Below are 21,133 nucleotides of genomic sequence, written 5' to 3' on the forward strand. Positions count from 1 at the left end.
CGGCGCTGGGGTTTTCCGACGCGACGTATCAGGACATCTCGGCTAGGCGCGCGACGTACCGGGCCAGCGTATCGATCTCAAGATTGACGCGATCGCCCACACCCACATCGCCCCAGGTCGTGACTTCCTTGGTGTGAGGGATGAAATTGATGCCAAACTCGCAATCATTCACGTCATTGACCGTCAGCGATGTCCCGTTCAGCGCAACCGACCCTTTGGGCGCTATGAACCGGGCCAGTTCCTTCGGTGCGCGCAAGGTGACACGTGTGCTGTCGCCTTCATCTTCGACCGCGACCACGTCGGCCACGCCATCCACATGACCCGAAACGATGTGACCGCCCAGTTCATCACCGACTTTCAGCGCTCGCTCCAGATTGACGCGTTTGCCGACGGCCCAGGTATCAAGATTGGTCTTCGAAACCGTCTCGGCGCTGATCTGAACATCATACCAATCGTCGCCCAGTGCGATCACCGTCAGGCACACACCATCACTGGCAATCGAGGCCCCGATATCGATACCGGCCGTGTCATAGGCCGTCTTGATCCGGGCGCGCAGATCCCCCTGCTGTTTCAGCTCGGTGACGGTGCCGATGTCGGTGACGATCCCTGTGAACATTCCGTTAACCCTCAGTTCCTAACCTGTGCCTGCTATTCACCGTCGAGGTAAGCCCAATGGGCCGCGCGGGCAAGCCCCGCCTTGCCGTACAAGGCCCAAACGGGCATAGTTTCGGCAACAAATACCAAAAGAGCAGTCCAGATGCCGCAAATGCCTTCAGGCTCAGACAAACGGGTCTTCCTGTTTCTTCAGGGACCTCACGGGCCGTTTTTCTCGACACTCGGGCAGATGTTGCGCGCCACGGGGGCACAGGTCTGGCGGGTTGGGTTCAATGCGGGCGATCAGGCGTTCTGGTTCGACAAGGCAAGTTTCATCGCGTTCCGTAACAAGCCCGGCGATTGGCCCGAGACATTGAACAGGTTGATTGCCGACAAGGGCGTCACGGATATCGTTCTTTATGGCGACACGAGACCGGTCCACGCCCGTGCAGTTGAAATTGCCAAGTCTCAAGGGCTGACAATTCATGTTTTCGAAGAAGGCTACCTGCGGCCCTGGTGGGTTACGTACGAACGGAACGGGTCAAACGGGCACTCGCGCCTGATGTCACTGGATGTCGACCAGATGCGGCAGGCTCTGGCCCGGTCGGACGGCAAAACGCCCCCGCCGCCATCGCATTGGGGGGATATGCGGCAACACATATTCTACGGTGCCCTCTATCATTGGTTCGTCATGTTCCTGAACGAGAGATACCGCAATTTCAGGCCTCATCGTGATCTGTCGGTTTCACAGGAATTCCGGTTGTATTTCAAACGTCTGATGCTGATGCCCGTTCATCGCTTGCAACGCGGCATTGCCACGGCGCGCGTCAGATGGGGGGGCTTCCCGTATCACCTCGTGTTGCTGCAACTGGGGCATGACAGTTCGGTTCAGGCCCATTCCGAATTCTCCTGCATGTCCGATTTTCTGGAACTGGTCATCGCAGGATTCGCGCAAGGCGCACCGGCGCATCACAGGCTGGTCGTGAAAGAGCACCCTTTGGAAAACCACCGTGAACCATTGCACCTGCGCGCCATGGAGATTGCCCGGAAACACGGGGTGCAGAACCGTGTTCACTATGTCCCCGGCGGAAAACTGGCAGGTTTGCTGGATGAGGCGAATTCGGCCGTCACCGTGAATTCCACTGCGGGGCAGCAGGTCTTGTGGCGGGGTATTCCGCTGCGTATTTTCGGACGTTCGGTTTATGACAAGACCGACTTCGTATCACAGCAGACGATCGCCGCTTTTTTTGCTGAACCAGACGCGCCGGATGTCGACGCCTATCGCTGTTACCGGCAATTCCTGCTGGAAACCAGCCAGGTTCCGGGCGGGTTTTATTCCCGGCGCGGCAGGCGGCAGTTGCTGCGCCGCGCCGTGGACATGATGCTCAGCAGCAGTGACCCTTATCAGGCCCTTCTGAACAAGAACGAGGCACCGACGCCACAGTTGAAAATCGTCGAGTAATTCGGGCGCTCTGTGACTGGAAGTTGTGCTGCTTCCCGGCTAATCTTCCCGCAACAACAAAAGACTGAGGATATCCGGCAGTGCAATTCTCTCCTAAGCGATGGATGCGGGGGGTTTCCCTTGTGGCCGCAATCGGCTTGATGGCGGCCTGCCAACTTCCGAAATCCGGGCCGAACAAGACCGAAATTCTGGCGGGCGCAGTCCAGAATGGTGGCAACGCGTTTGTCGTCGAAGTCGATGACCGCGTAACTCGCATTACATCCGCCGTGCCTCAGTTTGGCTTTTCGCCCTCGTTCAGCAGCGCCCAGGCCTTGACCGCCGACACTGTCCGCCCCGGTGACGTGCTGGGCCTGACCATATGGGAAAACGTGGACGATGGGTTGCTGTCCGGCGAAACCGGTGCGGCAACCGCCCTGGATGAAGTCCAGGTCGACAGCGATGGGTTCATCTTCGTCCCCTATGCGGGTCGGATTCGGGCCGCGGGAAACACGCCGGAACAGCTTCGCGTTTTGATCACGAACAAGCTGCGGGAACAGACACCCGACCCACAGATCGAAGTGCGGCGTGTTGCGGGTGACGGTTCCACCGTCTCGCTGACGGGTACAGTCGCAACCCCCGGCATCTATCCGATCGAACGGCCAACCCGTTCCCTGCTTGGCATGCTGTCCAAGGCGGGCGGGGTCTCAGTAGCGTCGGATATCGCGCTGGTGACGCTGATCCGAGGGGATCAAAAGGGCACCGTCTGGTACGAAGATCTGTTCCGCGACCCTAAACTGGATGTCGCTTTGCGTGGCGGCGACCGCATTTTGGTGGAAGAAGACAGCAGATCATACATAGCACTCGGCGCGACCGGGGGTCAGTCTCGTGTGGCCTTTGACAGTCAGGACCTTACCGCCTTGGAAGCATTGGCTCAGGTCGGTGGTCTGCTAACACTGTCCTCTGATCCAACCGGCATTTTCATTCTGCGAAAAGAGCGTCAGGACATCGCGCGCAGCATCACCGGACGCGCCGACCTGAAGGGGGATCAACGCATGATCTACCTGCTGAACCTGACGGCCCCCAACGGCCTGTTCATCGCGCGGGATTTCGTGATCCGCGACGATGATACGATTTATGTGACCGAAGCACCCTATGCACAGTGGAGCAAATCGATCTCGCTGATCGCTGGTGGCCTGACCCCCATCGCAAACGTCGCCACGCTGACCGGCAGCTGATGCATGGCACCCGATCCGGACAACGCAGCCGGGGCCGAGCGCACCCGGCTGTTCGTCTACAACGGCGGGTTTCTTTCGCAAAAACGCCTGCGACGGATTCTGACGCTTGCCGGATATGACATCCGTCTGGGTCTTCCCAAGGATGGCGATTGCGTGGGCATATGGGGCAACAGCCCGACCGCGTATCGGGGTCTGCGCATCGCCGAAAAACACCGTGCACCCGTTCTGCGGGTCGAGGATGCCTTTCTCAGGTCTCTGCACCCGGGGCGCGCCGGTGAACCGCCCTTGGGTCTTTTGCTGGACCGTTCAGGCCCGCATTTCGATGCGGCAGAACCTTCGGACCTTGAGAAGCTGCTGAACACTGATCCCTTGGACGACACCGCGCTGCTGAACCGCGCACGCGCGGCGATGGAGCGGGTCAGGGAATTGCACCTCAGCAAGTATTCCGCGTTTGACCCCGATCTTGCCGCACCTGACCCCGGTTACGTATTGGTCATCGACCAGACGGTTGGCGATGCCGCCGTCTCGGCAAGCGGTGCCGATCGTGCCCGTTTTCGTGAAATGCTCGTGGTCGCGCAGGAGGAAAACCCAGGCGCGCGCATTCTGATCAAGACACATCCAGAAACGATGGCAGGTCATCGTCAGGGGCATTTCACCGATCAGGACCTGTCAGACCGGGTCACGTGGTTTGACAAGCCCATCAGCCCCTGGCCCCTGCTTGAGGGCGCCGTTGCGGTTTATACCGTGTCCTCGCAACTGGGCTTTGAAGCAATCCTGGCCGGTCACAAACCGCGCGTTTTCGGTCAACCGTTCTATGCCGGCTGGGGCCTGACGCAGGATGAATTCCCAGTCCAGCGCCGTCAGCGCAACCTGACGCGCGCGCAACTGTTCGCGGCCACGATGCTGCTTTACCCAACCTGGTACGACCCCTTTCGCGATCAGCTGTGCGAACTGGAAACGGTTCTGGACATTTTGGAGGCGCAGACCCGCGCATGGCGGCAGGACAGGCACGGTTGGACGGCTGCCGGTATGCGTCTGTGGAAACGCAAGCACATGCAACAGATTTTCGGGCGACATGGCACGCTGCGCTTTACGGCCACACAGCCCGACACCTCGGATCGCCCGCACATGGTCTGGGCCAGTCAGGCGCGCGACAGCGAAGGGGCCGTTCGTGTGGAAGACGGTTTTTTGCGTTCCCGCGGACTGGGGGCGGCGCTTGTTCCCCCCCTATCCCTGGTAACCGACGAAATCGGTATCTACTATGACCCCACAAAGCCCAGCCAGTTGGAAAACCTGATCAGCGAGCGTGCAACATTGCGCCCGGATCAGGAATTGCGCGCTGAACGGCTTGTCGAGAGATTGCTGGCCGATGGTTTGAGCAAATACAACACGGGCCAATCCGCGCCGGTTCTGCCCCATGGGCACCGAATTCTGGTGCCCGGACAGGTTGAAGATGACGCCTCGATCCTGCTGGGCACCAACACGGTGCGCAGCAATCTGGACTTGCTGAAAACGGCGCGCGAAGCCAACCCCGATGCAATCCTGATCTACAAACCGCACCCCGATGTCGAAGCCGGTTTGCGGGATGGCCAGATAGACGCAGAGTCACTTGCGGACCTTGTCGTGACCCAGACTGACCCTGCCTCGCTGCTGACGCAGGTGGACGAGGTGTGGACGATGACATCGCTATTTGGGTTCGAGGCATTGTTGCGCGGGGTAAAGGTCACGACCCTGGGCGCGCCCTTCTATGCGGGATGGGGCCTGACCACCGATCTGGATACCGTCCCGGTCAGGCGAGGTGCACGGCCATCGCTGATGGGCTTGGTGCACGCCACCTTGATTGACTATCCACGCTATTTCGATCCGATCACCAGACAACCCTGCCCTGTCGAAGTGGCCGTTGAACGCTTGGCGCTGGGGTATTCGGCACCGTCCGGTCCGTTCAACCGGTTTCTGTCAAAGCTTCAGGGCGCGTTCGCAACGCACGCTCATCTTTGGCGTTGACGTTATTCCGACGCTCTGCGCCAACGGTGCAATACATCCCCGCCGACCGCCTGCGTCTCGATCAATTCGAACCTGGGGGCGGCCTCCAGCGTTTCCAGACCTAGTGTCCCAACTGCGGCCAGGCCCTCGGCCCCGATGGTTAAGCCGGCAGTGAACCCGATCAGCTCATCCACCAAATCTTCGGCCAGCAGCGAGGCCGCAAGCGCGGCACCGCCTTCGCAGAAGACACTGGTCAAACCGGCCTGACCCAGTTGCTGAAGCAGATCCACCGCATCGATATGATGGTCTTTTAACGCACAGGGGATCAGCTTTGCCCCCAATCCCTCCCACGCCTGTGCACGTTCGGCATCCGGGTGATGCGCATGGCAGAGCCAGACAGGTATCTTTGAGGCCGTGCGCGCCAGCTGCCCCATCAGAGAAATATCCATATGGCGGGACACCACGACGCGGACGGGTTGATGCTCAACGCCAAGATCCCGAACGGTCAGCGAGGGGTCGTCGGCGCGCGCCGTCCCTGCCCCGACCATCACCGCATCGTGACGCGCACGCATGGCATGGACAACACGACGTGCATGGGGTCCGGTAATCCATTGACTGTGCCCTGTCGAGGTTGCGATGCGCCCGTCAAAACTGCTGGCCATCTTCAGCGTCACGAAAGGCCGGCCTTGTTCAGTCTTGAGGAAGAAGCCTTCCAGATCCCGTTCTGCCTGTTCCGCAAGAACGCCAGTTACAACGTCAATCCCCGCCTCGCGCAACATGGCAAAACCCTGCCCGGCCACGCGCGGATCGCTGTCTTCGACAGCGGCCACAACACGGGAGACACCTGCCGCAATCAAGGCCTCGGCGCAGGGCGGCGTTTTGCCGTGATGGGCACAGGGTTCCAGCGTTACATAGGCGGTCGCACCACGCGCACCCTGCCCGGCCTGAGCCAAGGCTTCGGTCTCGGCATGAGGGCGGCCACCCGGCTGTGTCCAGCCCCGCCCGATGATCCGGTCATCACGAACGATGACACACCCCACAGCGGGGTTCGGCCAGCACGTCCCCTGACCGCGCCGCCCCAAAGACAGGGCAAGCGCCATGAATCGCTTATCTGTTTCGTTCACTCGTCAGTCGAAGGCTGCGGCGGGCGCAGTTCGTGGACGAACTCCTCGAAATCATCGGCCGCCTGGAAATTCTTGTACACACTCGCAAAGCGAACATAGGCGACAGTGTCGATCCGCGCCAGAGCTTCCATAACGATCTCACCGATCTTGTTGGACGGGATATCCGTCTCGCCCATGCTTTCCAGACGGCGCACGATGCCCGAAATCATCTGATCGATCCGTTCGGGATCAACGGGGCGTTTCTGCATCGAGATGCGGATCGAACGCTCCAGCTTGTCGCGATCGAAATCTTCGCGTTTTCCATTGGTCTTTATGACAACCAGATCACGCAGTTGCACACGTTCGTAGGTCGTGAACCGTCCGCCACAGGCCGGACAGAACCGGCGTCGGCGGATTGCCACGTGGTCCTCTGCCGGGCGTGAATCTTTCACCTGAGTGTCGATATTTCCGCAAAACGGGCAGCGCATCCGCCGTCTCCTCGTCCCATGTTCGGCCTCTTTTTGTAAGCGCTGCGGCTTACTTATCCACAACTATAGGGCAGCCGCTAGGGTTTGGGTAGTCGGAAATTCAAACCGCTAAATAGTGGGTCAGGCCAGATACGCCGCAACCTTCCTTTGATGCGGCGCAGTGCGGTGTTCAAACAGGTAAATCCCTTGCCATGTTCCAAGTACGGGCCGTCCCTGCGACACCGGGATCGTCAGCGAAACCGGCAGGAGCGCGGCCTTGATATGCGCAGGCATATCGTCCGGGCCTTCATATGTGTGCCGCAGATACGACATGGCGGGATTGTCTGACGGTGGAACCAGGCGCCCGAAGAACGCCTGAAGATCTGTTTGAACTTCGGGGTCCGCGTTTTCCTGAATCAGCAGTGAGCAGGAGGTATGGCGAACGAACAGGGTCAAAACCCCATCTTTCGCCACCCGTTCAAGCCATTGCAGAACGTCGGGCGTGAATTCGTAGAGCCCCGGCCCTTGGGTGTGCAAAACGAACTCGGTCTGCATCGTGACGATCCTGCGGGTTAATCAGTCGTTGAAGAACGGTCGATAGTTACACCGTGCATTCGCTCCTTGTACAGATTCACTGTTGCCAGGCTGAAACCCGAACGAGACAAAGCTGCTTGGTTGCGCATCAACCGTTTGAGGTTGCTTGATGGAAAACTGAACCGCTGTTCTGCGACCAGTTGTGACACTGGGCCCGTACCCGCGCAGCACGTAAATCCGGTCCGTCCAACCCAATCCCAAGGTTCGGCGCGCATAATCTGCGGCCGCGCACCAATAGCCTTCGGTACGCATGTCGCCGCGGGGGATGACCTCAAAATCAGTGGCGTTTATGGGTTCCGTTCGAAATCCGTTCCGCGCAGCATCTGCTGTCAATGGAACACTGAAGGCCAAGGCTGCCAGCGCGGCGAAAGTGTATGACTGTTTCATGGTAATTTCTTCCCTGATTGCTTGTTCCAAATAGTGACCTCTGAATAGGTTAGTCGAACTTCACCGCGTGCACAGGGTGCCTCACGATCAATTCAGCCCGTCTGGTACATAGCGTGATCCGGTGTGAGCCAGCCTTGACAGCGGATCAGCAGGCCCAAGCCCGGTGTCGCAGACCAACGCGTCACCTGCGGGAAAAAGAGCGTGCCGGGGAGCCCTGAGCAGAGATTGGTGATTTCTCCGAGGCTCTGACCTCATCCCCATAAAGGTCCCGACCCGGCAACAAAGCTGATTTGGACAGCCGCGCGCTGCACTTCATGCGCGTTCCGGTCAAAACCTTTCGAGAACTTGCCAACAAGTAGTACTCAAGTGCAGAATCCTGTCTGCCAATAGCCAAAGTCAAAAGAGGGATTCCCCTAGTAAACTGTTAGTGTATTTGAGAATGCAAGGTGTTGTACCACGATGGATGTAGATATCGACCGACTACATTTTTTGATCCAGGCACTGGATCGCCACGCCGGCAACAGCAAAGTATCCCAGCGGGTATTGAAACAGGCTGGGCTGCGTCAGCAGGATATCGCGCCCCCTGCCGCAGTCTACAGCGCACATAAAGAGGCCCTTTTCATCCGGCACGCCTGTGACGCCGTTGGTGACATCACATTTGCGGCGCGCACTGGGCTCGAGGTCACGTCGGCTTCGACCGTGACGGGGTATATCAGTAAATACTCACGCGATTTGAGGCAGGTGATGGAAAACCTGTCCCGTTTTCACGGCATCATCGATCCGGCCATCGGGCTCAGCTTCCGTGTTGCCGGTAACTTCGCGGCCCTTGAGGCCGATTGGAAAGACGCCAGCTTTGCCCGCTATCATCGGCGCACGGAATTCCTGTTGTTCGCTGCGCTGGCCAGGATGAGAAACCTCACGCAGGTGAAGTTGCACCCGATCGAGATGCGCTTTCAGCACAAAGTTGGAAGCCACGCCAAAACCTACGAAAAGCTGGCGGGCTGCCCGGTGGTTTTCAGCGCTGAAAAGATTGAGATCATTCTGCCGCTATCTGCGCTGGAATTGAAAGTGCCGACCTATGATCCCAAGCTGCGGGAGCATTTGCTGGAATACGGTGAACGTCTGCTGGCCGAAAAACCACTTCCCAAGCACCAGACCCGCGCCCGTGTCGAAGGTCTGATCACCCGATCCCTGCCCGGCGCAATCCTGCAAGCCGAAGATGCGGCGGCTGATCTGGGGATGAGCCTCAGAACCTTCAGTCGACGTCTCAAGGAAGAAGGCACAAGCTATCGCGATATTGTGGACGATCTAAGATGTGATCTGGCCCAGACTTTCATCACAAATGGCATGACTCTGTCTGAAATCTCATATGCGCTGGGGTATGCCGATCAGGCAGCTTTTTCTACGGCCTTCAAACGGTGGACAGGTCAGCCGCCCAGCGCCTTCAAGACCCGAGTGGAACATCCCATTCGGCCAGCTGGCCGGGGGTCATCAGCCTGAAAAGCCTCGCCCCGGCCTGTCCCATGAGTGGACAAGACCGATATAGAAAGGCACACCGCCCCGGCCTTGTGCATTCGCGCCAACGTGATGCGAGAACCAGCCAATGTGAACGAACAAAGGCGCCTCTGACGGGGCGCCTTTGTTCTGATAGATCTTTGTTCTTATTGATCCAGGAAAGACCGGAGTTTTCGTGAACGGCTGGGATGCTTCAGCTTCCGCAGCGCCTTGGCCTCGATCTGACGGATCCGTTCGCGGGTCACGCTGAACTGCTGGCCGACTTCTTCCAAAGTGTGATCGGTGTTCATGCCGATGCCAAATCGCATCCGCAGAACCCGTTCTTCGCGCGGGGTGAGCGAGGCCAGAACCCTTGTGGTGGTTTCCTTGAGGTTTTCCTGAATGGCGCTGTCCAGGGGCAGCACGGCATTCTTGTCCTCGATGAAATCGCCCAGTTGGCTGTCTTCCTCGTCGCCAATCGGCGTCTCCAGAGAAATCGGCTCTTTGGCGATCTTCATCACCTTGCGCACTTTCTCGAGCGGCATCTGCAACTTTTCGGCCAGTTCTTCCGGCGTCGGCTCGCGGCCGATTTCATGCAGCATCTGACGGCCCGTGCGCACCAGCTTGTTGATCGTTTCGATCATGTGAACCGGAATACGGATCGTGCGGGCCTGATCCGCGATCGAGCGGGTGATCGCCTGACGGATCCACCAGGTCGCATAGGTCGAGAACTTGTAGCCACGACGGTATTCGAACTTGTCCACTGCCTTCATCAGGCCGATGTTGCCTTCCTGAATAAGATCAAGGAATTGCAGGCCACGGTTGGTGTACTTTTTGGCGATCGAGATCACCAGGCGCAGGTTGGCTTCGACCATTTCCTTCTTGGCCTGCCGCGCCTCTTTCTCGCCCTTCTGAACCTGCTGCACGATGCGGCGGAATTCCGAGATATCCAGACCGACATACTGGCCGACCTGAGCCATGTCGTTGCGCAGTTCCTCGACCTTCGCGGTCGAGCGTTCGATGAACATCTGCCATCCCCGGCCCGGCTTTTCGGCCATCTCGGCCAGCCAGTTCGGATCCAGCTCACGTCCCCGATACGCTTCGATGAACTCACGGCGGTTGATGCGTGCCTGATCGGCCAGCTTGACCATCGCGCTGTCCAGAGACATGACGCGGCGGTTGATGCCATAAAGCTGGTCGATCAGCGCCTCGATCCGGTTGTTGTGCAGGTGAAGGCCATTCACCAGTTCGACGATCTCAGCTCGCAGTTTCTGATAGGTTTCTTCGTCCTTTTCACTGAACGTACCGTCTTCGTTCAGCGTGGCCGAAATCCGGCTGTCCTGCATTTCAGACAGCATCGAGAAGTCGGTCGAGATACGCTCCAACGTGGTCAGGACCTGATCCTTCAGCGCCGCTTCCATCGCGGCCAGCGACATGTTGGCCTGATCGTCTTCGTCGTCATCGTCATCGTTGTTCAGCGGGTTGCCATCCGCATCCAGCTCAGGGCCGGTATCCTTGGCTGGCTTGTTCGCCTGCACGGCCGAGGTATCGACGACCGGCTCTTCAACGTCACCGTCTTCGTCCAACTGGTTGCCGAACGTGGTTTCCAGATCAATGACATCCCGCAGAAGAATGTCTTCGGACAACAATTCGTCATGCCAGATGGTGATCGCCTGAAAGGTCAGCGGGCTTTCACACAGGCCCGCAATCATCGTGTTGCGACCGGCTTCGATCCGCTTGGCGATTGCGATCTCACCCTCGCGGCTCAGCAGTTCGACCGACCCCATCTCACGCAGATACATGCGCACAGGGTCGTCGGTGCGATCCAGCTTTTCAGTGCCGGAACCGGCCAGTGCAACCTCACGGTTGCTTTCCGCGGCAACCAGTTCGGTCGAGCCTTTGTTCTCTTCTTCTTCGGCCTCTTCATCTTCGATGATGTTGATGCCCATCTCGGACAGCATCGACATTACGTCTTCGATCTGTTCCGAACTGACCTGATCAGGCGGCAACACCTGATTGAGCTGGTCGTATGTAATGTAACCTTTCTCGCGAGCCTCGGCGATCATCTTCTTGACGTTCGCCTGGCTCATGTCCAGCGAGATTTCCTGTTCCTGCTCGTCGGATTTGCGGTCTTCGTTCGTATCCTTGGCGGCCATTCAATGCTCCTGCAGGGATGGGTGATTCGTCTCAGCCGAATCATTAGCGCGTATAAGTGATTCGGCCACCCGTTTACCCGTTTTTCTTTTCCAGTGCCTTACGAAAACACCACTTATCGGCGTTTCCGCTCGAATTTGATACCAGACATGATCGCCGCAAACGCGTCTTTCTCGTCACGATTGATTCGCGCCCCATTGTCAGCAATGTCGAAAACGGCCCTATCCTCGTTCTGGCTTCGACTCGTGCGGTTGCGCTCTTCGGCGGCTTGCGCCAGCCGGTATGTCAGCGCCTCATCGGGCAGATCGGACAGTTCCTCTGCCGCTTCGGCAATCTCGGCATCCAACCCCCGGAGCGCTTTGATCTTTGCGAGTTCCTCGGCCAGTGTCATCTCGGCCTTTTCAACGTCGCCTGGCTTGGACACACAGGGGATGACTGCCACATGGCGAAGGGTCAGCAGGTTTTCAAGGGCGTCCGGCCCCATTGATGCGATAATGTGGTCTTTCAGGTTGTCCGGATCATCAATTGCGTGACGCAGGACAGCATCGCGCAACGCCGCGTAGTCAGGATTGTGACATTCCATTTCTTCCAACTGTTGCTCAAATTGTACAACAACCTTGGGATTCAGAATTGAAATCGCCAGAATAGCGGCTTCACGCAGCTGGATATCCGCGTTTTCCGAAGAGGCCAGAAACGAACTGCGCGCGCCCGGCGTCGCGGTCTGCTGCGGCTGCCATTTTCCCCGCGGTTGCCACGGACGGTTTTGAGGTTGTCGTCGGGGGCGGAACAGTTGCCAGCGCAGGTCTTTGATTTCCTGACCGTAATGCGAGCGGATCGAGGGATCTCGGATCAGCTTGATCTTGTCCCGCAGTGCCTTGTCCAGTGCTGCCTTGCGTTCCGGGCTGTCGAATACCTTTCCTTCGGTCTCACGCTGCCACAGCAGTTTGACCATCGGTATGGCCCCTTCCAGAACGGCCTGAACGGCGCCCGGGCCTTCGGTGCGCAACAGATCGTCCGGGTCCTTACCTTCGGGCATCAAGGCAAAACGCAGGGATTTTCCGGCCTCCAGCAGCGGCAGTGCCAGATCAACCGCCCGCATGGCCGCCCGCAGACCCGCGGCATCCCCGTCAAGTGCAATGATCGGTTCATCCGCGATCCGCCAGAGCAGCTGCAACTGATGTTCAGTAATGGCCGTTCCCAAAGGCGCAACCGACGCGCCAAACCCCGCCTCGGCCAGCGCGATCACGTCCATATACCCTTCGGCCACGATCAGCGGCTGCCCTTTGCCCGCCGCCTGCCGCGCCGGACCTTGATTGTAAAGGCTGCGCCCCTTGTCGAACAACTCGGTCTCGGGCGAGTTCAGGTATTTCGCGTTGTCATTCGGATCCATCGCGCGGCCACCGAATGCAATGCAGCGCCCACGCGGATCCCGGATCGGGAACATGATCCGGTTGCGGAAGGTGTCATAGGGTTTTTTGCCCTTGTTTGAAGGCTTGGCCAGCCCGGCGCCAAGGATCAGCTCCTCTTGGATGCTCTTGCCGCGCAGGTGATCCCAAAGCGCCTGCCAACTGTCCGGCGCAAACCCGATCTCCCACCGATCCAGCGCGCTTTGATCCAAGCCCCGGCGCGACAGGTAATCCCGTGCCTCTGCCCCCGCCCCTGTTTTCAGCTGCAAGCGGAAAAACTGCACCGCCTGTTCCATCACATCGGCAAGCTGACTGCGGCGATCCTGCTTTTCCTGTGCTTTCGGATCCCGCGCAGGCATCGGCATGCCAGCCTCGCGGGCGAGGATTTCTACCGCTTCGATGAACGAAACATTTTCCGTTTCTTTCACAAAGCTGATTGCGTCGCCCTTGGCGTGACAGCCGAAGCAGTAATAAAACCCCTTCTGATCATCGACATGGAATGAGGCCGTCTTTTCGTGATGAAAAGGGCAAGGCGCCCACATGTCACCTTTGCCTTGATTGGATTTGCGCTGATCCCAAATCACCTTGCGCCCGACGACCTGAGACAAGCTCAGGCGGGTGCGCAGTTCATCCAGAAATCCTGGGGGCAGTGACATGAGTCAAACCTGACAGAAACAGGAAAGCGCGCCAAGGGGAAGGCGCGCGTTTGTCCACAGGGAAATGTCCGGGCTGTGGATTATTGCTGCAAACACAGCTCAAGCCAAGCGGCACCCAGATCCTTTTTGCGCACGTCGCGCATCTTTTGTTCATAGACCCACGGTGTGATCAGCGGAATCGCGGCGTTGTAGTTCTCGGGCCATGTCGGGCCACTATCAGCCACGGCTTGCGCCACATCGCGTTCTTTCACGCGGTCCAGCCGCGCCTTCTGGATCGCTGCCACCACATCCGCCTGATACTTGCAGCTTTGTTCCTTAGTTTCCTGAGCGGCCAAAGGGGTGGCCAGCAGAGCCGCGACAATGGCTATACGCAACATGGAGGTCTCCGGGATTCGTTTCTCTGAGTGTCTACTATCCGTCAAACTAACGGGCCGCCATCGACATTCAAGCCGCGGCGTGTACCGGCGGGGCGAAATGATCACCCCGCCCGCCTGCTTCAGAGCCCCTTGGCGCGATAGCTTTTGGCCACGCGGTCGATCGCCACGATATAGGCCGCAGTACGCAGGTCTTCGACATCGTCGCGGCTGTGCCACACTTCACGCATCGACTGATAAGCGATACGCATCGTGTCATCGAGGCCCGAGCGCACCAGTTCAAGCTCATCGGCACCCTTGAGGTATTTTGCCTTGAAGTCCGGAGACATCGACCACGCGTCACCCAGATAACGGTCCAGCCGCTCCAGTTCGCTGACGATCAATTCATGTCGCGCCTCTTCCTGCCGACGCTGCATCCGGCCGAAACGAATGTGGCTAAGGTTCTTGACCCATTCAAAATAAGACACCGTCACACCACCCGCGTTGGCATACATATCCGGGATGATAACGGTACCTTTCTTGCGAAGAATCTCATCCGCGCCAGCGGTGACCGGGCCGTTCGCTGCTTCGATGATCAAAGGTGCCTTGATCCGCTCGGCGTTGGAAAGGTTGATGACACCCTCCAAGGCCGCCGGAATCAGAATATCACACTCAGCCTCCAGAACGCTTGTGCCTTCCGCTGAATGAGTCGCGTCCGGATAATCCTTGACGCCGCCATGCTTGACGATCCACTGGCGGACGGCTTCGACGTCGATACCATCCGGGTTATAGAGCGCTCCGTCCCATTCGATGATACCTACAACGCGTGAACCGTCCTCCTCGCTCAGAAACTTCGCAGCGTGATAGCCCACATTGCCGAGCCCCTGCACCACAACACGCTTGCCGTCCAGCTTGCCCGACAGGCCTGCCGCCCTGACGTCTTCGGGGTGACGGAAAAATTCGCGCAGAGCGTACTGAATGCCACGTCCGGTGGCTTCAACCCGCCCAGCGATACCACCTGCGTTCAATGGCTTGCCGGTCACACAGGCCCGTGCATTGATGTCGGTGGTGTTCATCCGGGCGTATTGGTCGGCCATCCAGGCCATCTCGCGTTCGCCCGTTCCCATGTCGGGCGCGGGAACGTTTTGCGACGGGTTTATCAGATCCCGCTTTGCAAGTTCATAAGCAAAGCGTCGCGTGATTTGCTCCAGCTCGTGTTCTTCGTATTTCCGCGGATCAATGCAAAGCCCGCCTTTCGATCCGCCAAAAGGCGTTTCGACAAGAGCGCATTTGTACGTCATCAACGCAGCCAGCGCTTCGACCTCATCCTGGTTCACTGCAGTGGCATAGCGAATGCCGCCTTTGACCGGCTCCATATGTTCGGAATGGACAGACCTGTACCCGGTGAACGTATGGATCTCACCTCGCAGACGCACACCAAACCGAACTGTATAGGTCGCGTTGCAAACCCGGATTTTCTGCTCCAGCCCCGGCGGCAGTTCCATCAGGGCGGCCGCCCTGTTGAACATCAGGTCAACACTCTCGCGAAAGCTTGGTTCTTGGATGCCGGTCATAAAATCCTCCGTACCGCTGGATGACGAAACGTCATGACGTTTTGTCGCACCACTCAAGTCTGGCTGCAATCAAACAATGCACTTTTTTTCATCACCTTCTTAACAGAGACTTGAGTTCCTGATGGTGAGTCGCCCAATCCGGTCAATCGCTTAACTGATTGTCTTCATTTCATCGACAGACCAGGGGAAAACGTGAAAATTATACCCCTTGAGTGCGCAAAAAGGCCAAAACCAAGCCTGTTTCGCCCAATTCACGCCACGTTTGAAAATTAAATTTAACCGGAATTTCCTTTCTTTGGCGCACGACTTCTATGTGCGAGGCGGAGTCATCAAATGATAATTTTCTCGCTTCAGGACGACGGCTCGAAGCCGAAACACAAGATTTCCCAGTTGCGGCTGTTTGCCCGAAAAGAAGACGGCACTTTTACGATATTCACCCTGCTCATTTTAATCCTGATGCTGGCCATTACCGGCATGGCGATGGATCTGATGACGTACGAGCGCGACCGCGCCAGCCTGCAATCCACGCTGGACCGCGCGGTGCTTGCTGCAGCAGATCTTGACCAAAAGCTGCCACCCAAGGATGTTGTCGACGCCTATATGGAAAAGGCCGGGCTGGGCCATCTTGAGAAAACCGTGACCGTCACCGAAGGATTTGGCTCCAGAAAGGTGGCCGCGACCGCCAATGCAGTTGTTCCGACGCGTTTTATGAGGTTCGGAAAAGTTACCGAACTGAATATGAAAGCGGCAAGCACTGCCATAGAGTCCATCGGTTCTGTTGAAATCTCGCTGGTTCTGGACATGTCCGGGTCCATGACAAGGTCTTCCGCGACCGCCGGAAAGTCGAAGATCGAAGTCTTGAGAACTGCGGCGAAGGGCTTTGTCACCAAAATGCTTGAGGAATCAGGTGAAACCAAGATTTCGATGTCGATTGTCCCCTATGCCACCCAAGTCAATGCCGGGCAGGACATACTGGGTAAATTCACCAACGTGACCTCAGAGCACAACTATTCCCATTGCGTGAACTTTACTTCCGGACAATTCGGATCTGCGACGCTTAGCCCGAATACCTTCTATCAGCGTACTGGGCATTTCGATCCTTGGCGATACAATTCGGCAAACGTCAACGGCGTTTCAACTGATGGAGAACAGCCCCCGGCCTATTTCGTATGCCCTGTTCGCAGCGGCAGTGAAATTACAGCTGTCACCGACAATGTCCAATATCTGCACAACCGCATCGATGCCCTGACCGCAAGTGGCAACACATCCATCGACGTAGGCATGAAATGGGGTGTCGGCATGCTGGATCCGTCATTCCAGCCTGTGATCAATGCCTTGGCCACCGAAAACAAGGTTCCTGCAAAATTCGCTCTGCGCCCGGAATCTTATGACTCGGACGTGCTTAAGGTCGTAATCGTAATGACCGACGGGCAAAACACTTCGCAGTACATGTTGGACTCGTCCGCGCGTAGTGGCCTGACTGAAGTCTGGTTCAACCCTGACTATCAAAGGCCCGACGGGAAAAAGGGTGAATATAGTATCCGCTATTCGACCAACCCGGATCGTTGGGTCTGGATGCAACATACAGAAGAAAACGGCGGCTATGTCACGGCAGGCCATCCTTTTGGGAATCCACCCAATGAAAACTCCTCTAACGAAGAGATTGGCACCGCCACTCGCCTGACCTATCCCGAGCTTTTTGCCCGAGCTTCGCTGTGGTGGAACGCAAAGAATAACTTCTATTGGCAAAGCAACCACGAGAATAACTGGTACTACGGCCTCAGAAAATCAGTGGGATCTTCCACAAAGAACGCGCGCACGACCAGCATCTGCGGCGCGGCCAAAGACAAGGGTGTCATCATCTATGGCATCGCTTTCGAGGCCCCCACCAGCGGCTTGAATACCATCAAGTCCTGCGCAAGCTCGGATAGCCATGTTCACAATGTAGCTGGATTGGATCTGGACAAGGCGTTTACTGCGATTGCTTCGTCCATCCGCAAATTGAGGCTGACGCAATGATCCGCAAATCACTGTCAAAACTCCGTACCTTCAAGCGATCCGAGTCCGGGAACGCGACGATCGAATTTGTCATGATCATTCCGTTTTTCCTGGCATTCATAGGTATTGGTGGAGAGATGTCGATAATCACCACCAAGCACGCCGCGCTGGAACGGGGTGTTGATCTGGTCGTTCGGGATATCCGTCTGGGCACAGGCACCAACTGGAGTCACGATGTAATCAAGGACCGGATTTGCGACATTTCCGGTATCAAGAATTGTAAAACCAACCTGCGGCTGCAAATGCTCCGCCAGAATGCATTCAATGGCATCGTACTTTCGGACGAAATACCCTGCACCGACAGTTCGGAAGACCCCAAACCAGTGCTCGACTTCAAAAGCGGGGCCTCAAACGAGTTGATGATTTTGCGGGCCTGCCTGCGTATCGATCCTGTTCTGGAAAGCTCGATCATCGCAAACACAGTGGTCGACGAAAGCGGCCACTATGCAGTGACCGCAACGACCGCATTCGTGCAGGAGCCACGGTAAAGCTATGTTTGTATTCAGAAACGTGAAAAACCGCATCAAGGCCTTCAAGCAGGACGAAAGTGGTATTCTGACCGTCGAGGCCATCATGATCTTCCCGCTGTTGCTGTGGACGATTACGTTTACGTTCACCGCATTCGAGGGATTTCGTCAAAGCGCGTCGAACCTGAAAGCTGCCTATACGGTCAGCGATCTGATCTCACGTGAATCGGCCGCTGTGACTGATGTTTACATCGACTCGCTTCACGAACTTATGGGCGAAATGGTCAACAACCGGTCTGAAGTGCGCATGCGTGTCTCTCTGATCCGTTTTGACGAGAACGACAACCGCCACTACGTGGATTGGTCGACCGTGCGCGGCTATGACACGGAATGGAACGACAACAACATCCAGGAAATCGAAAACCGTCTGCCGCCGATGCCGGATCAGGACACGGTCATTCTGGTGGAAACATCCAACGAGTATATTCCTCAGTTCAAACCTGGCTGGGATCTGGCGACCGGCATTAACTTTCAAAACTTCATCTTCACCCGTCCCCGCTTTTCCACCAAGGTCGCCTGCAACCTAGTGCGCCCTCCGGTCGTCTGCGTGGATAATAGTGCTTAAGACTTCTGACATGAACTTGGCCTCGGCGGCAGACGTCATGCCGCCCACGCCGACCCGGCGACCAATCCGCCACCACAATCCGGGGGCCCATTGGTACGTATCTTTGTGCTTGGTGCGAACCAGAAAGCCGTTTGACGGCTTGAACGCGAATACGCCGCGATCCACCGACTCAATATCAGCCACCTTTGCGATCATTTGACCTGACCCGGTACGCAATTCTGACTGTGTCAGTTCAATATGGTCCTGGGTCGCGTGCCATACACGATAGGCCAGCCAAAGCGACGCGCCCCCTACAGCAAAAAGAAATACTTGCCACGCCGGTTCGGGCGGAGATGCCAAAGCGACGTATGTGACCAGCACCCCAACCGTCGACAGCATCCCTACTCCGATCCACCGTCTGGGGGATGATGCCTGAATCGTTGCCAGCACTTCGTCCTGCATGGATGTCTCCTGTCCGTTCCGCTTCGACTTAGCGACTTTCCAGGGGAAACAACAGGGCTTTGGTTGCCTAGCAAATTTGCACAGCTCCGGTTAATTAACGCTGATTGACCGCAATCACGCAGGGGTTACATGCTGATCAAACGAACCGGAGGCGAATATGTCCCTTAGACCCACACTGGAAACACGCAGGGCCACCCCGACGATGGAAGGGGCTGGCGTGAAACTTCACCGCGCATTCGGGTTTCAGGACCCTTCCGAACTTGATCCTTTCCTGCTGTTCGACGATTTCAGGAACGAACGCCCGCAGGACTATCAGGCCGGTTTCCCCTGGCATCCGCATCGCGGAATCGAGACGATCACCTATGTTCTGGCCGGATCGGTCGAGCATTCGGATTCGCTGGGCAACACCGGCACTTTGGGCGCGGGCGACGTACAGTGGATGACGGCGGGGTCCGGCATCCTGCATCAGGAAATGCCGCAGGGAAACACCTCGGGGCAGATGCACGGGTTTCAGCTGTGGGGCAACCTGCCTTCGGATCAGAAGATGGCTGCCCCGCGCTATCAGGATGTTCAAAGCAAGGATATCCCTGAAGTCACTGATGACGACGGCACCACCGTTCGCGTGATTGTCGGAGAGTTCTGGGGCAAAACCGGCCCCGTGGACGGCATCGCGGCAGATCCGCAATATCTGGACATCTCGGTTCCAGCGGGTGTGAAGAAGACCTTTCGCATCGACACTTACCGCCGAGCCTTCGCCTATGTCTTTCAAGGTCAGGCCGCATTTGCAGATGCGTCACGCCCGTCCGGTGTGCTGTTGGAAAAAGAGGTCGCCGGGCAAGAGGTGAATATCCGGGATATGTCGGGCGACCGCACGCTTGTCCGTTTCGGAACGGGGGACGAAATCACCGTTCAGGCTGGCCCCGACGGCGTGCGGTTTCTGTTGATCTCGGGGGCTCCGATCAATGAGCCGGTCGCATGGCACGGGCCCATTGTGATGAACACGCGGGCCGAATTGGAACAAGCGTTTCGCGAACTGCGCAACGGGACCTTCATTCGCCCTGCGCACTGACACAGTGACGGTCTGGCCCTGTCAGGCCGTCACCGCTTTATGCACCATGTTCCAATAAATCTGTTCGACCTCGTCCAGTGACAGCCGCCCTCCGGACCTGTACCAGGTCATCACACCGTTCAGCATGGCAATCACCGCCAGCGTGGCGATCTTGGTGTCCGGTATCGCAAACTGTCCAGCCTGCTGGCCAGAGTGAAGGATGTCTTCCAACGCGTTTTCGTACTGACGCCGAAGGTCTTCGATTTCAGCGAAGTTTTCGGGCGAGAGGTTGCGCAGTTCCATATAGGCGATGAACACCTCGTCTGGGCGTTGCAGGTGGAAACGAATGTGAAAACCGACAAATCGGCGCAACGCTTGCCGGCAGTCATCGCAGCGCTCCAGCGCGTTGAGCGCCGAAAGCAGATCCTGCATATGCTCTCGCATCAACCGATACAGCAAACTCTGCTTGTCCGGTGTGTAATTGTATAGCGCCCCCGCCTGAACGCCGACCTCTTTCGCGATCTGCCGCATCGAAACCGCGGCATAGCCGTGGCGGGCAAACAGGTTCAGGGCCGCCTTTCGGATGCGCGGGCCTGTGATGTCAGAGTGGGAGCCTTGAGTACGTGCCATGCACCCACAGTATCTGAACAAATGTTCATATAGAACCCCGCTTGATCGGCGCCGGTAAAAGGTGCATCACGAAAGGACGAACGAAACCGAAAAGCGTGCCACATGAAACTGCTGCCTGTTCTGCCTCTTATTCTTGTGTTTGCCGGGTGTTCAGACTTTCCCGAACTTGAAGGCAGTGAACCGGCCTCGGTCAAATCGGCCCCCTACCCGCGCCTTGTTCCGGTGCAGGAAACGTTGGGGCCTTCGATTGATCCCGTAAGCCAGGCCGCAGAGGTGGAGGAAGACCTGACGCAGCGCAGCGAGGCGCTGGCGAAAAAGGCCCAGGCGCTGCAAAACGCGCAAACCAACTGAAGCGTGACATTTGACCTCGACAATCCCCCGGTGACGGATTGCACCCTTGGCCTGAACCCGATAAGGCAGCGC

20 protein-coding genes are annotated in these 21,133 nt (G+C 57.5%); 9 read left to right on the forward strand and 11 right to left on the reverse strand.

The window, feature by feature from the left end:
• Positions 1-28: 28 nt before the first annotated feature.
• On the reverse strand, positions 29-616 hold the full coding sequence (locus GS612_RS09230; protein ID WP_171639730.1) for a riboflavin synthase: 588 nt from the start codon (positions 614-616) through the stop codon (positions 29-31).
• 141 nt (positions 617-757) lie between these two features.
• On the opposite strand from GS612_RS09230, the gene GS612_RS09240 reads away from it, so the two are divergent.
• From GS612_RS09240 to GS612_RS09250, 3 genes are all read left to right on the forward strand, one after another.
• Positions 758-2,056 (forward strand): capsule biosynthesis protein, encoded by a 1,299-nt coding sequence (locus GS612_RS09240; RefSeq protein ID WP_171639731.1) that lies wholly within the window; start codon positions 758-760, stop codon positions 2,054-2,056.
• An 80-nt stretch (positions 2,057-2,136) separates the two neighbouring features.
• Positions 2,137-3,270 carry a polysaccharide biosynthesis/export family protein gene (locus tag GS612_RS09245; protein ID WP_371809325.1) on the forward strand — a complete coding sequence of 378 codons (1,134 nt, stop codon included), beginning with the start codon at positions 2,137-2,139 and terminating at the stop codon, positions 3,268-3,270.
• A 3-nt stretch (positions 3,271-3,273) separates the two neighbouring features.
• The gene (locus GS612_RS09250; protein WP_171639732.1) at positions 3,274-5,274 is read left to right on the forward strand and encodes a capsular polysaccharide biosynthesis protein; all 2,001 of its coding nucleotides are present in this window, start codon (positions 3,274-3,276) and stop codon (positions 5,272-5,274) included.
• Positions 5,275-5,276: 2 nt separating this feature from the next.
• On the opposite strand, the gene ribD is transcribed toward GS612_RS09250, so the two are convergent.
• The 4 genes from ribD to GS612_RS09270 all read right to left on the reverse strand — a co-directional run bounded on the left by ribD (position 5,277) and on the right by GS612_RS09270 (position 7,804).
• A complete protein-coding gene (ribD, locus tag GS612_RS09255; protein WP_171639733.1) occupies positions 5,277-6,377 on the reverse strand; it encodes a bifunctional diaminohydroxyphosphoribosylaminopyrimidine deaminase/5-amino-6-(5-phosphoribosylamino)uracil reductase RibD in 1,101 nt (366 codons plus the stop codon).
• Positions 6,374-6,844, reverse strand: a complete 471-nt coding sequence (nrdR, locus tag GS612_RS09260; RefSeq protein ID WP_171639734.1) for a transcriptional regulator NrdR — start codon at positions 6,842-6,844, stop codon at positions 6,374-6,376. Before nrdR ends, ribD begins: the two co-directional genes overlap by 4 nt.
• Before the next feature lie 120 nt (positions 6,845-6,964).
• Positions 6,965-7,378 carry a secondary thiamine-phosphate synthase enzyme YjbQ gene (locus tag GS612_RS09265; RefSeq protein WP_171639735.1) on the reverse strand — a complete coding sequence of 138 codons (414 nt, stop codon included), beginning with the start codon at positions 7,376-7,378 and terminating at the stop codon, positions 6,965-6,967.
• A gap of 21 nt (positions 7,379-7,399) precedes the next feature.
• Positions 7,400-7,804, reverse strand: a complete 405-nt coding sequence (locus GS612_RS09270) for a hypothetical protein (RefSeq protein ID WP_171639736.1) — start codon at positions 7,802-7,804, stop codon at positions 7,400-7,402.
• Between the two features lie 459 nt (positions 7,805-8,263).
• Between GS612_RS09270 and GS612_RS09275 the strand changes: the two genes are divergently transcribed.
• Complete coding sequence (locus tag GS612_RS09275) at positions 8,264-9,304, forward strand: AraC family transcriptional regulator (RefSeq protein WP_171639737.1); 1,041 nt, start codon at positions 8,264-8,266, stop codon at positions 9,302-9,304.
• Between the two features lie 161 nt (positions 9,305-9,465).
• Here GS612_RS09275 and rpoD read toward each other — a convergent pair whose 3' ends face one another.
• From rpoD to GS612_RS09295, 4 genes are all read right to left on the reverse strand, one after another.
• Positions 9,466-11,454 carry an RNA polymerase sigma factor RpoD gene (gene rpoD / locus GS612_RS09280; protein ID WP_171119526.1) on the reverse strand — a complete coding sequence of 663 codons (1,989 nt, stop codon included), beginning with the start codon at positions 11,452-11,454 and terminating at the stop codon, positions 9,466-9,468.
• Between the two features lie 113 nt (positions 11,455-11,567).
• On the reverse strand, positions 11,568-13,514 hold the full coding sequence (dnaG, locus tag GS612_RS09285) for a DNA primase (RefSeq protein WP_171639738.1): 1,947 nt from the start codon (positions 13,512-13,514) through the stop codon (positions 11,568-11,570).
• Positions 13,515-13,594: 80 nt separating this feature from the next.
• The gene (locus tag GS612_RS09290) at positions 13,595-13,891 is read right to left on the reverse strand and encodes a hypothetical protein (protein ID WP_152457544.1); all 297 of its coding nucleotides are present in this window, start codon (positions 13,889-13,891) and stop codon (positions 13,595-13,597) included.
• A gap of 119 nt (positions 13,892-14,010) precedes the next feature.
• Positions 14,011-15,441, reverse strand: a complete 1,431-nt coding sequence (locus GS612_RS09295; protein WP_152457543.1) for a Glu/Leu/Phe/Val dehydrogenase — start codon at positions 15,439-15,441, stop codon at positions 14,011-14,013.
• A gap of 390 nt (positions 15,442-15,831) precedes the next feature.
• Here GS612_RS09295 and GS612_RS09300 point away from each other — a divergent pair, with 390 nt between their 5' ends.
• Genes GS612_RS09300 through GS612_RS09310 form a run of 3 tightly spaced genes read left to right on the forward strand, consistent with a single transcriptional unit; the run spans position 15,832 to position 18,591 of the window.
• Complete coding sequence (locus tag GS612_RS09300; protein WP_171639739.1) at positions 15,832-17,460, forward strand: Tad domain-containing protein; 1,629 nt, start codon at positions 15,832-15,834, stop codon at positions 17,458-17,460.
• The gene (locus GS612_RS09305; RefSeq protein ID WP_171119523.1) at positions 17,457-17,987 is read left to right on the forward strand and encodes a TadE/TadG family type IV pilus assembly protein; all 531 of its coding nucleotides are present in this window, start codon (positions 17,457-17,459) and stop codon (positions 17,985-17,987) included. The genes GS612_RS09300 and GS612_RS09305 overlap by 4 nt, the downstream gene beginning before the upstream one ends.
• Positions 17,988-17,991: 4 nt before the next feature.
• Positions 17,992-18,591 carry a TadE/TadG family type IV pilus assembly protein gene (locus GS612_RS09310; RefSeq protein ID WP_152457540.1) on the forward strand — a complete coding sequence of 200 codons (600 nt, stop codon included), beginning with the start codon at positions 17,992-17,994 and terminating at the stop codon, positions 18,589-18,591.
• Here GS612_RS09310 and GS612_RS09315 read toward each other — a convergent pair.
• Positions 18,550-19,032 carry a hypothetical protein gene (locus GS612_RS09315; RefSeq protein ID WP_171639740.1) on the reverse strand — a complete coding sequence of 161 codons (483 nt, stop codon included), beginning with the start codon at positions 19,030-19,032 and terminating at the stop codon, positions 18,550-18,552. The genes GS612_RS09310 and GS612_RS09315 overlap by 42 nt on opposite strands.
• Positions 19,033-19,189: 157 nt before the next feature.
• Here GS612_RS09315 and GS612_RS09320 point away from each other — a divergent pair, with 157 nt between their 5' ends.
• Complete coding sequence (locus GS612_RS09320; protein ID WP_171639741.1) at positions 19,190-20,101, forward strand: pirin family protein; 912 nt, start codon at positions 19,190-19,192, stop codon at positions 20,099-20,101.
• Between the two features lie 21 nt (positions 20,102-20,122).
• Here the strand turns inward: GS612_RS09320 and GS612_RS09325 are convergent, their stop codons facing one another.
• Positions 20,123-20,710 (reverse strand): TetR/AcrR family transcriptional regulator, encoded by a 588-nt coding sequence (locus GS612_RS09325; RefSeq protein ID WP_171170526.1) that lies wholly within the window; start codon positions 20,708-20,710, stop codon positions 20,123-20,125.
• Between the two features lie 102 nt (positions 20,711-20,812).
• On the opposite strand from GS612_RS09325, the gene GS612_RS09330 reads away from it, so the two are divergent.
• Positions 20,813-21,061: a hypothetical protein gene (locus GS612_RS09330; RefSeq protein WP_171119520.1), complete on the forward strand. Its 249-nt coding sequence runs from the start codon at positions 20,813-20,815 to the stop codon at positions 21,059-21,061.
• Positions 21,062-21,133 lie beyond the last annotated feature (72 nt).

Origin of the sequence: Ruegeria sp. HKCCD6157 (assembly GCF_013110685.1) — a bacterium.
Lineage (GTDB): Bacteria > Pseudomonadota > Alphaproteobacteria > Rhodobacterales > Rhodobacteraceae > Ruegeria.

Excerpts from the sequence above, each read along its gene's own strand:
- GS612_RS09230 (WP_171639730.1), bottom strand. The coding sequence starts at position 616 with ATGTTCACAGGGATCGTCACCGACATCGGCACCGTCACCGAGCTGAAA.
- GS612_RS09240 (WP_171639731.1), top strand. The coding sequence starts at position 758 with ATGCCGCAAATGCCTTCAGGCTCAGACAAACGGGTCTTCCTGTTTCTT.
- GS612_RS09250 (WP_171639732.1), top strand. The coding sequence starts at position 3,274 with ATGGCACCCGATCCGGACAACGCAGCCGGGGCCGAGCGCACCCGGCTG.
- nrdR (WP_171639734.1), bottom strand. The coding sequence starts at position 6,844 with ATGCGCTGCCCGTTTTGCGGAAATATCGACACTCAGGTGAAAGATTCA.
- GS612_RS09265 (WP_171639735.1), bottom strand. The coding sequence starts at position 7,378 with ATGCAGACCGAGTTCGTTTTGCACACCCAAGGGCCGGGGCTCTACGAA.
- GS612_RS09270 (WP_171639736.1), bottom strand. The coding sequence starts at position 7,804 with ATGAAACAGTCATACACTTTCGCCGCGCTGGCAGCCTTGGCCTTCAGT.
- GS612_RS09275 (WP_171639737.1), top strand. The coding sequence starts at position 8,264 with ATGGATGTAGATATCGACCGACTACATTTTTTGATCCAGGCACTGGAT.
- rpoD (WP_171119526.1), bottom strand. The coding sequence starts at position 11,454 with ATGGCCGCCAAGGATACGAACGAAGACCGCAAATCCGACGAGCAGGAA.
- dnaG (WP_171639738.1), bottom strand. The coding sequence starts at position 13,514 with ATGTCACTGCCCCCAGGATTTCTGGATGAACTGCGCACCCGCCTGAGC.
- GS612_RS09290 (WP_152457544.1), bottom strand. The coding sequence starts at position 13,891 with ATGTTGCGTATAGCCATTGTCGCGGCTCTGCTGGCCACCCCTTTGGCC.
- GS612_RS09295 (WP_152457543.1), bottom strand. The coding sequence starts at position 15,441 with ATGACCGGCATCCAAGAACCAAGCTTTCGCGAGAGTGTTGACCTGATG.
- GS612_RS09305 (WP_171119523.1), top strand. The coding sequence starts at position 17,457 with ATGATCCGCAAATCACTGTCAAAACTCCGTACCTTCAAGCGATCCGAG.
- GS612_RS09310 (WP_152457540.1), top strand. The coding sequence starts at position 17,992 with ATGTTTGTATTCAGAAACGTGAAAAACCGCATCAAGGCCTTCAAGCAG.
- GS612_RS09315 (WP_171639740.1), bottom strand. The coding sequence starts at position 19,032 with ATGCAGGACGAAGTGCTGGCAACGATTCAGGCATCATCCCCCAGACGG.
- GS612_RS09320 (WP_171639741.1), top strand. The coding sequence starts at position 19,190 with ATGTCCCTTAGACCCACACTGGAAACACGCAGGGCCACCCCGACGATG.
- GS612_RS09325 (WP_171170526.1), bottom strand. The coding sequence starts at position 20,710 with ATGGCACGTACTCAAGGCTCCCACTCTGACATCACAGGCCCGCGCATC.
- GS612_RS09330 (WP_171119520.1), top strand. The coding sequence starts at position 20,813 with ATGAAACTGCTGCCTGTTCTGCCTCTTATTCTTGTGTTTGCCGGGTGT.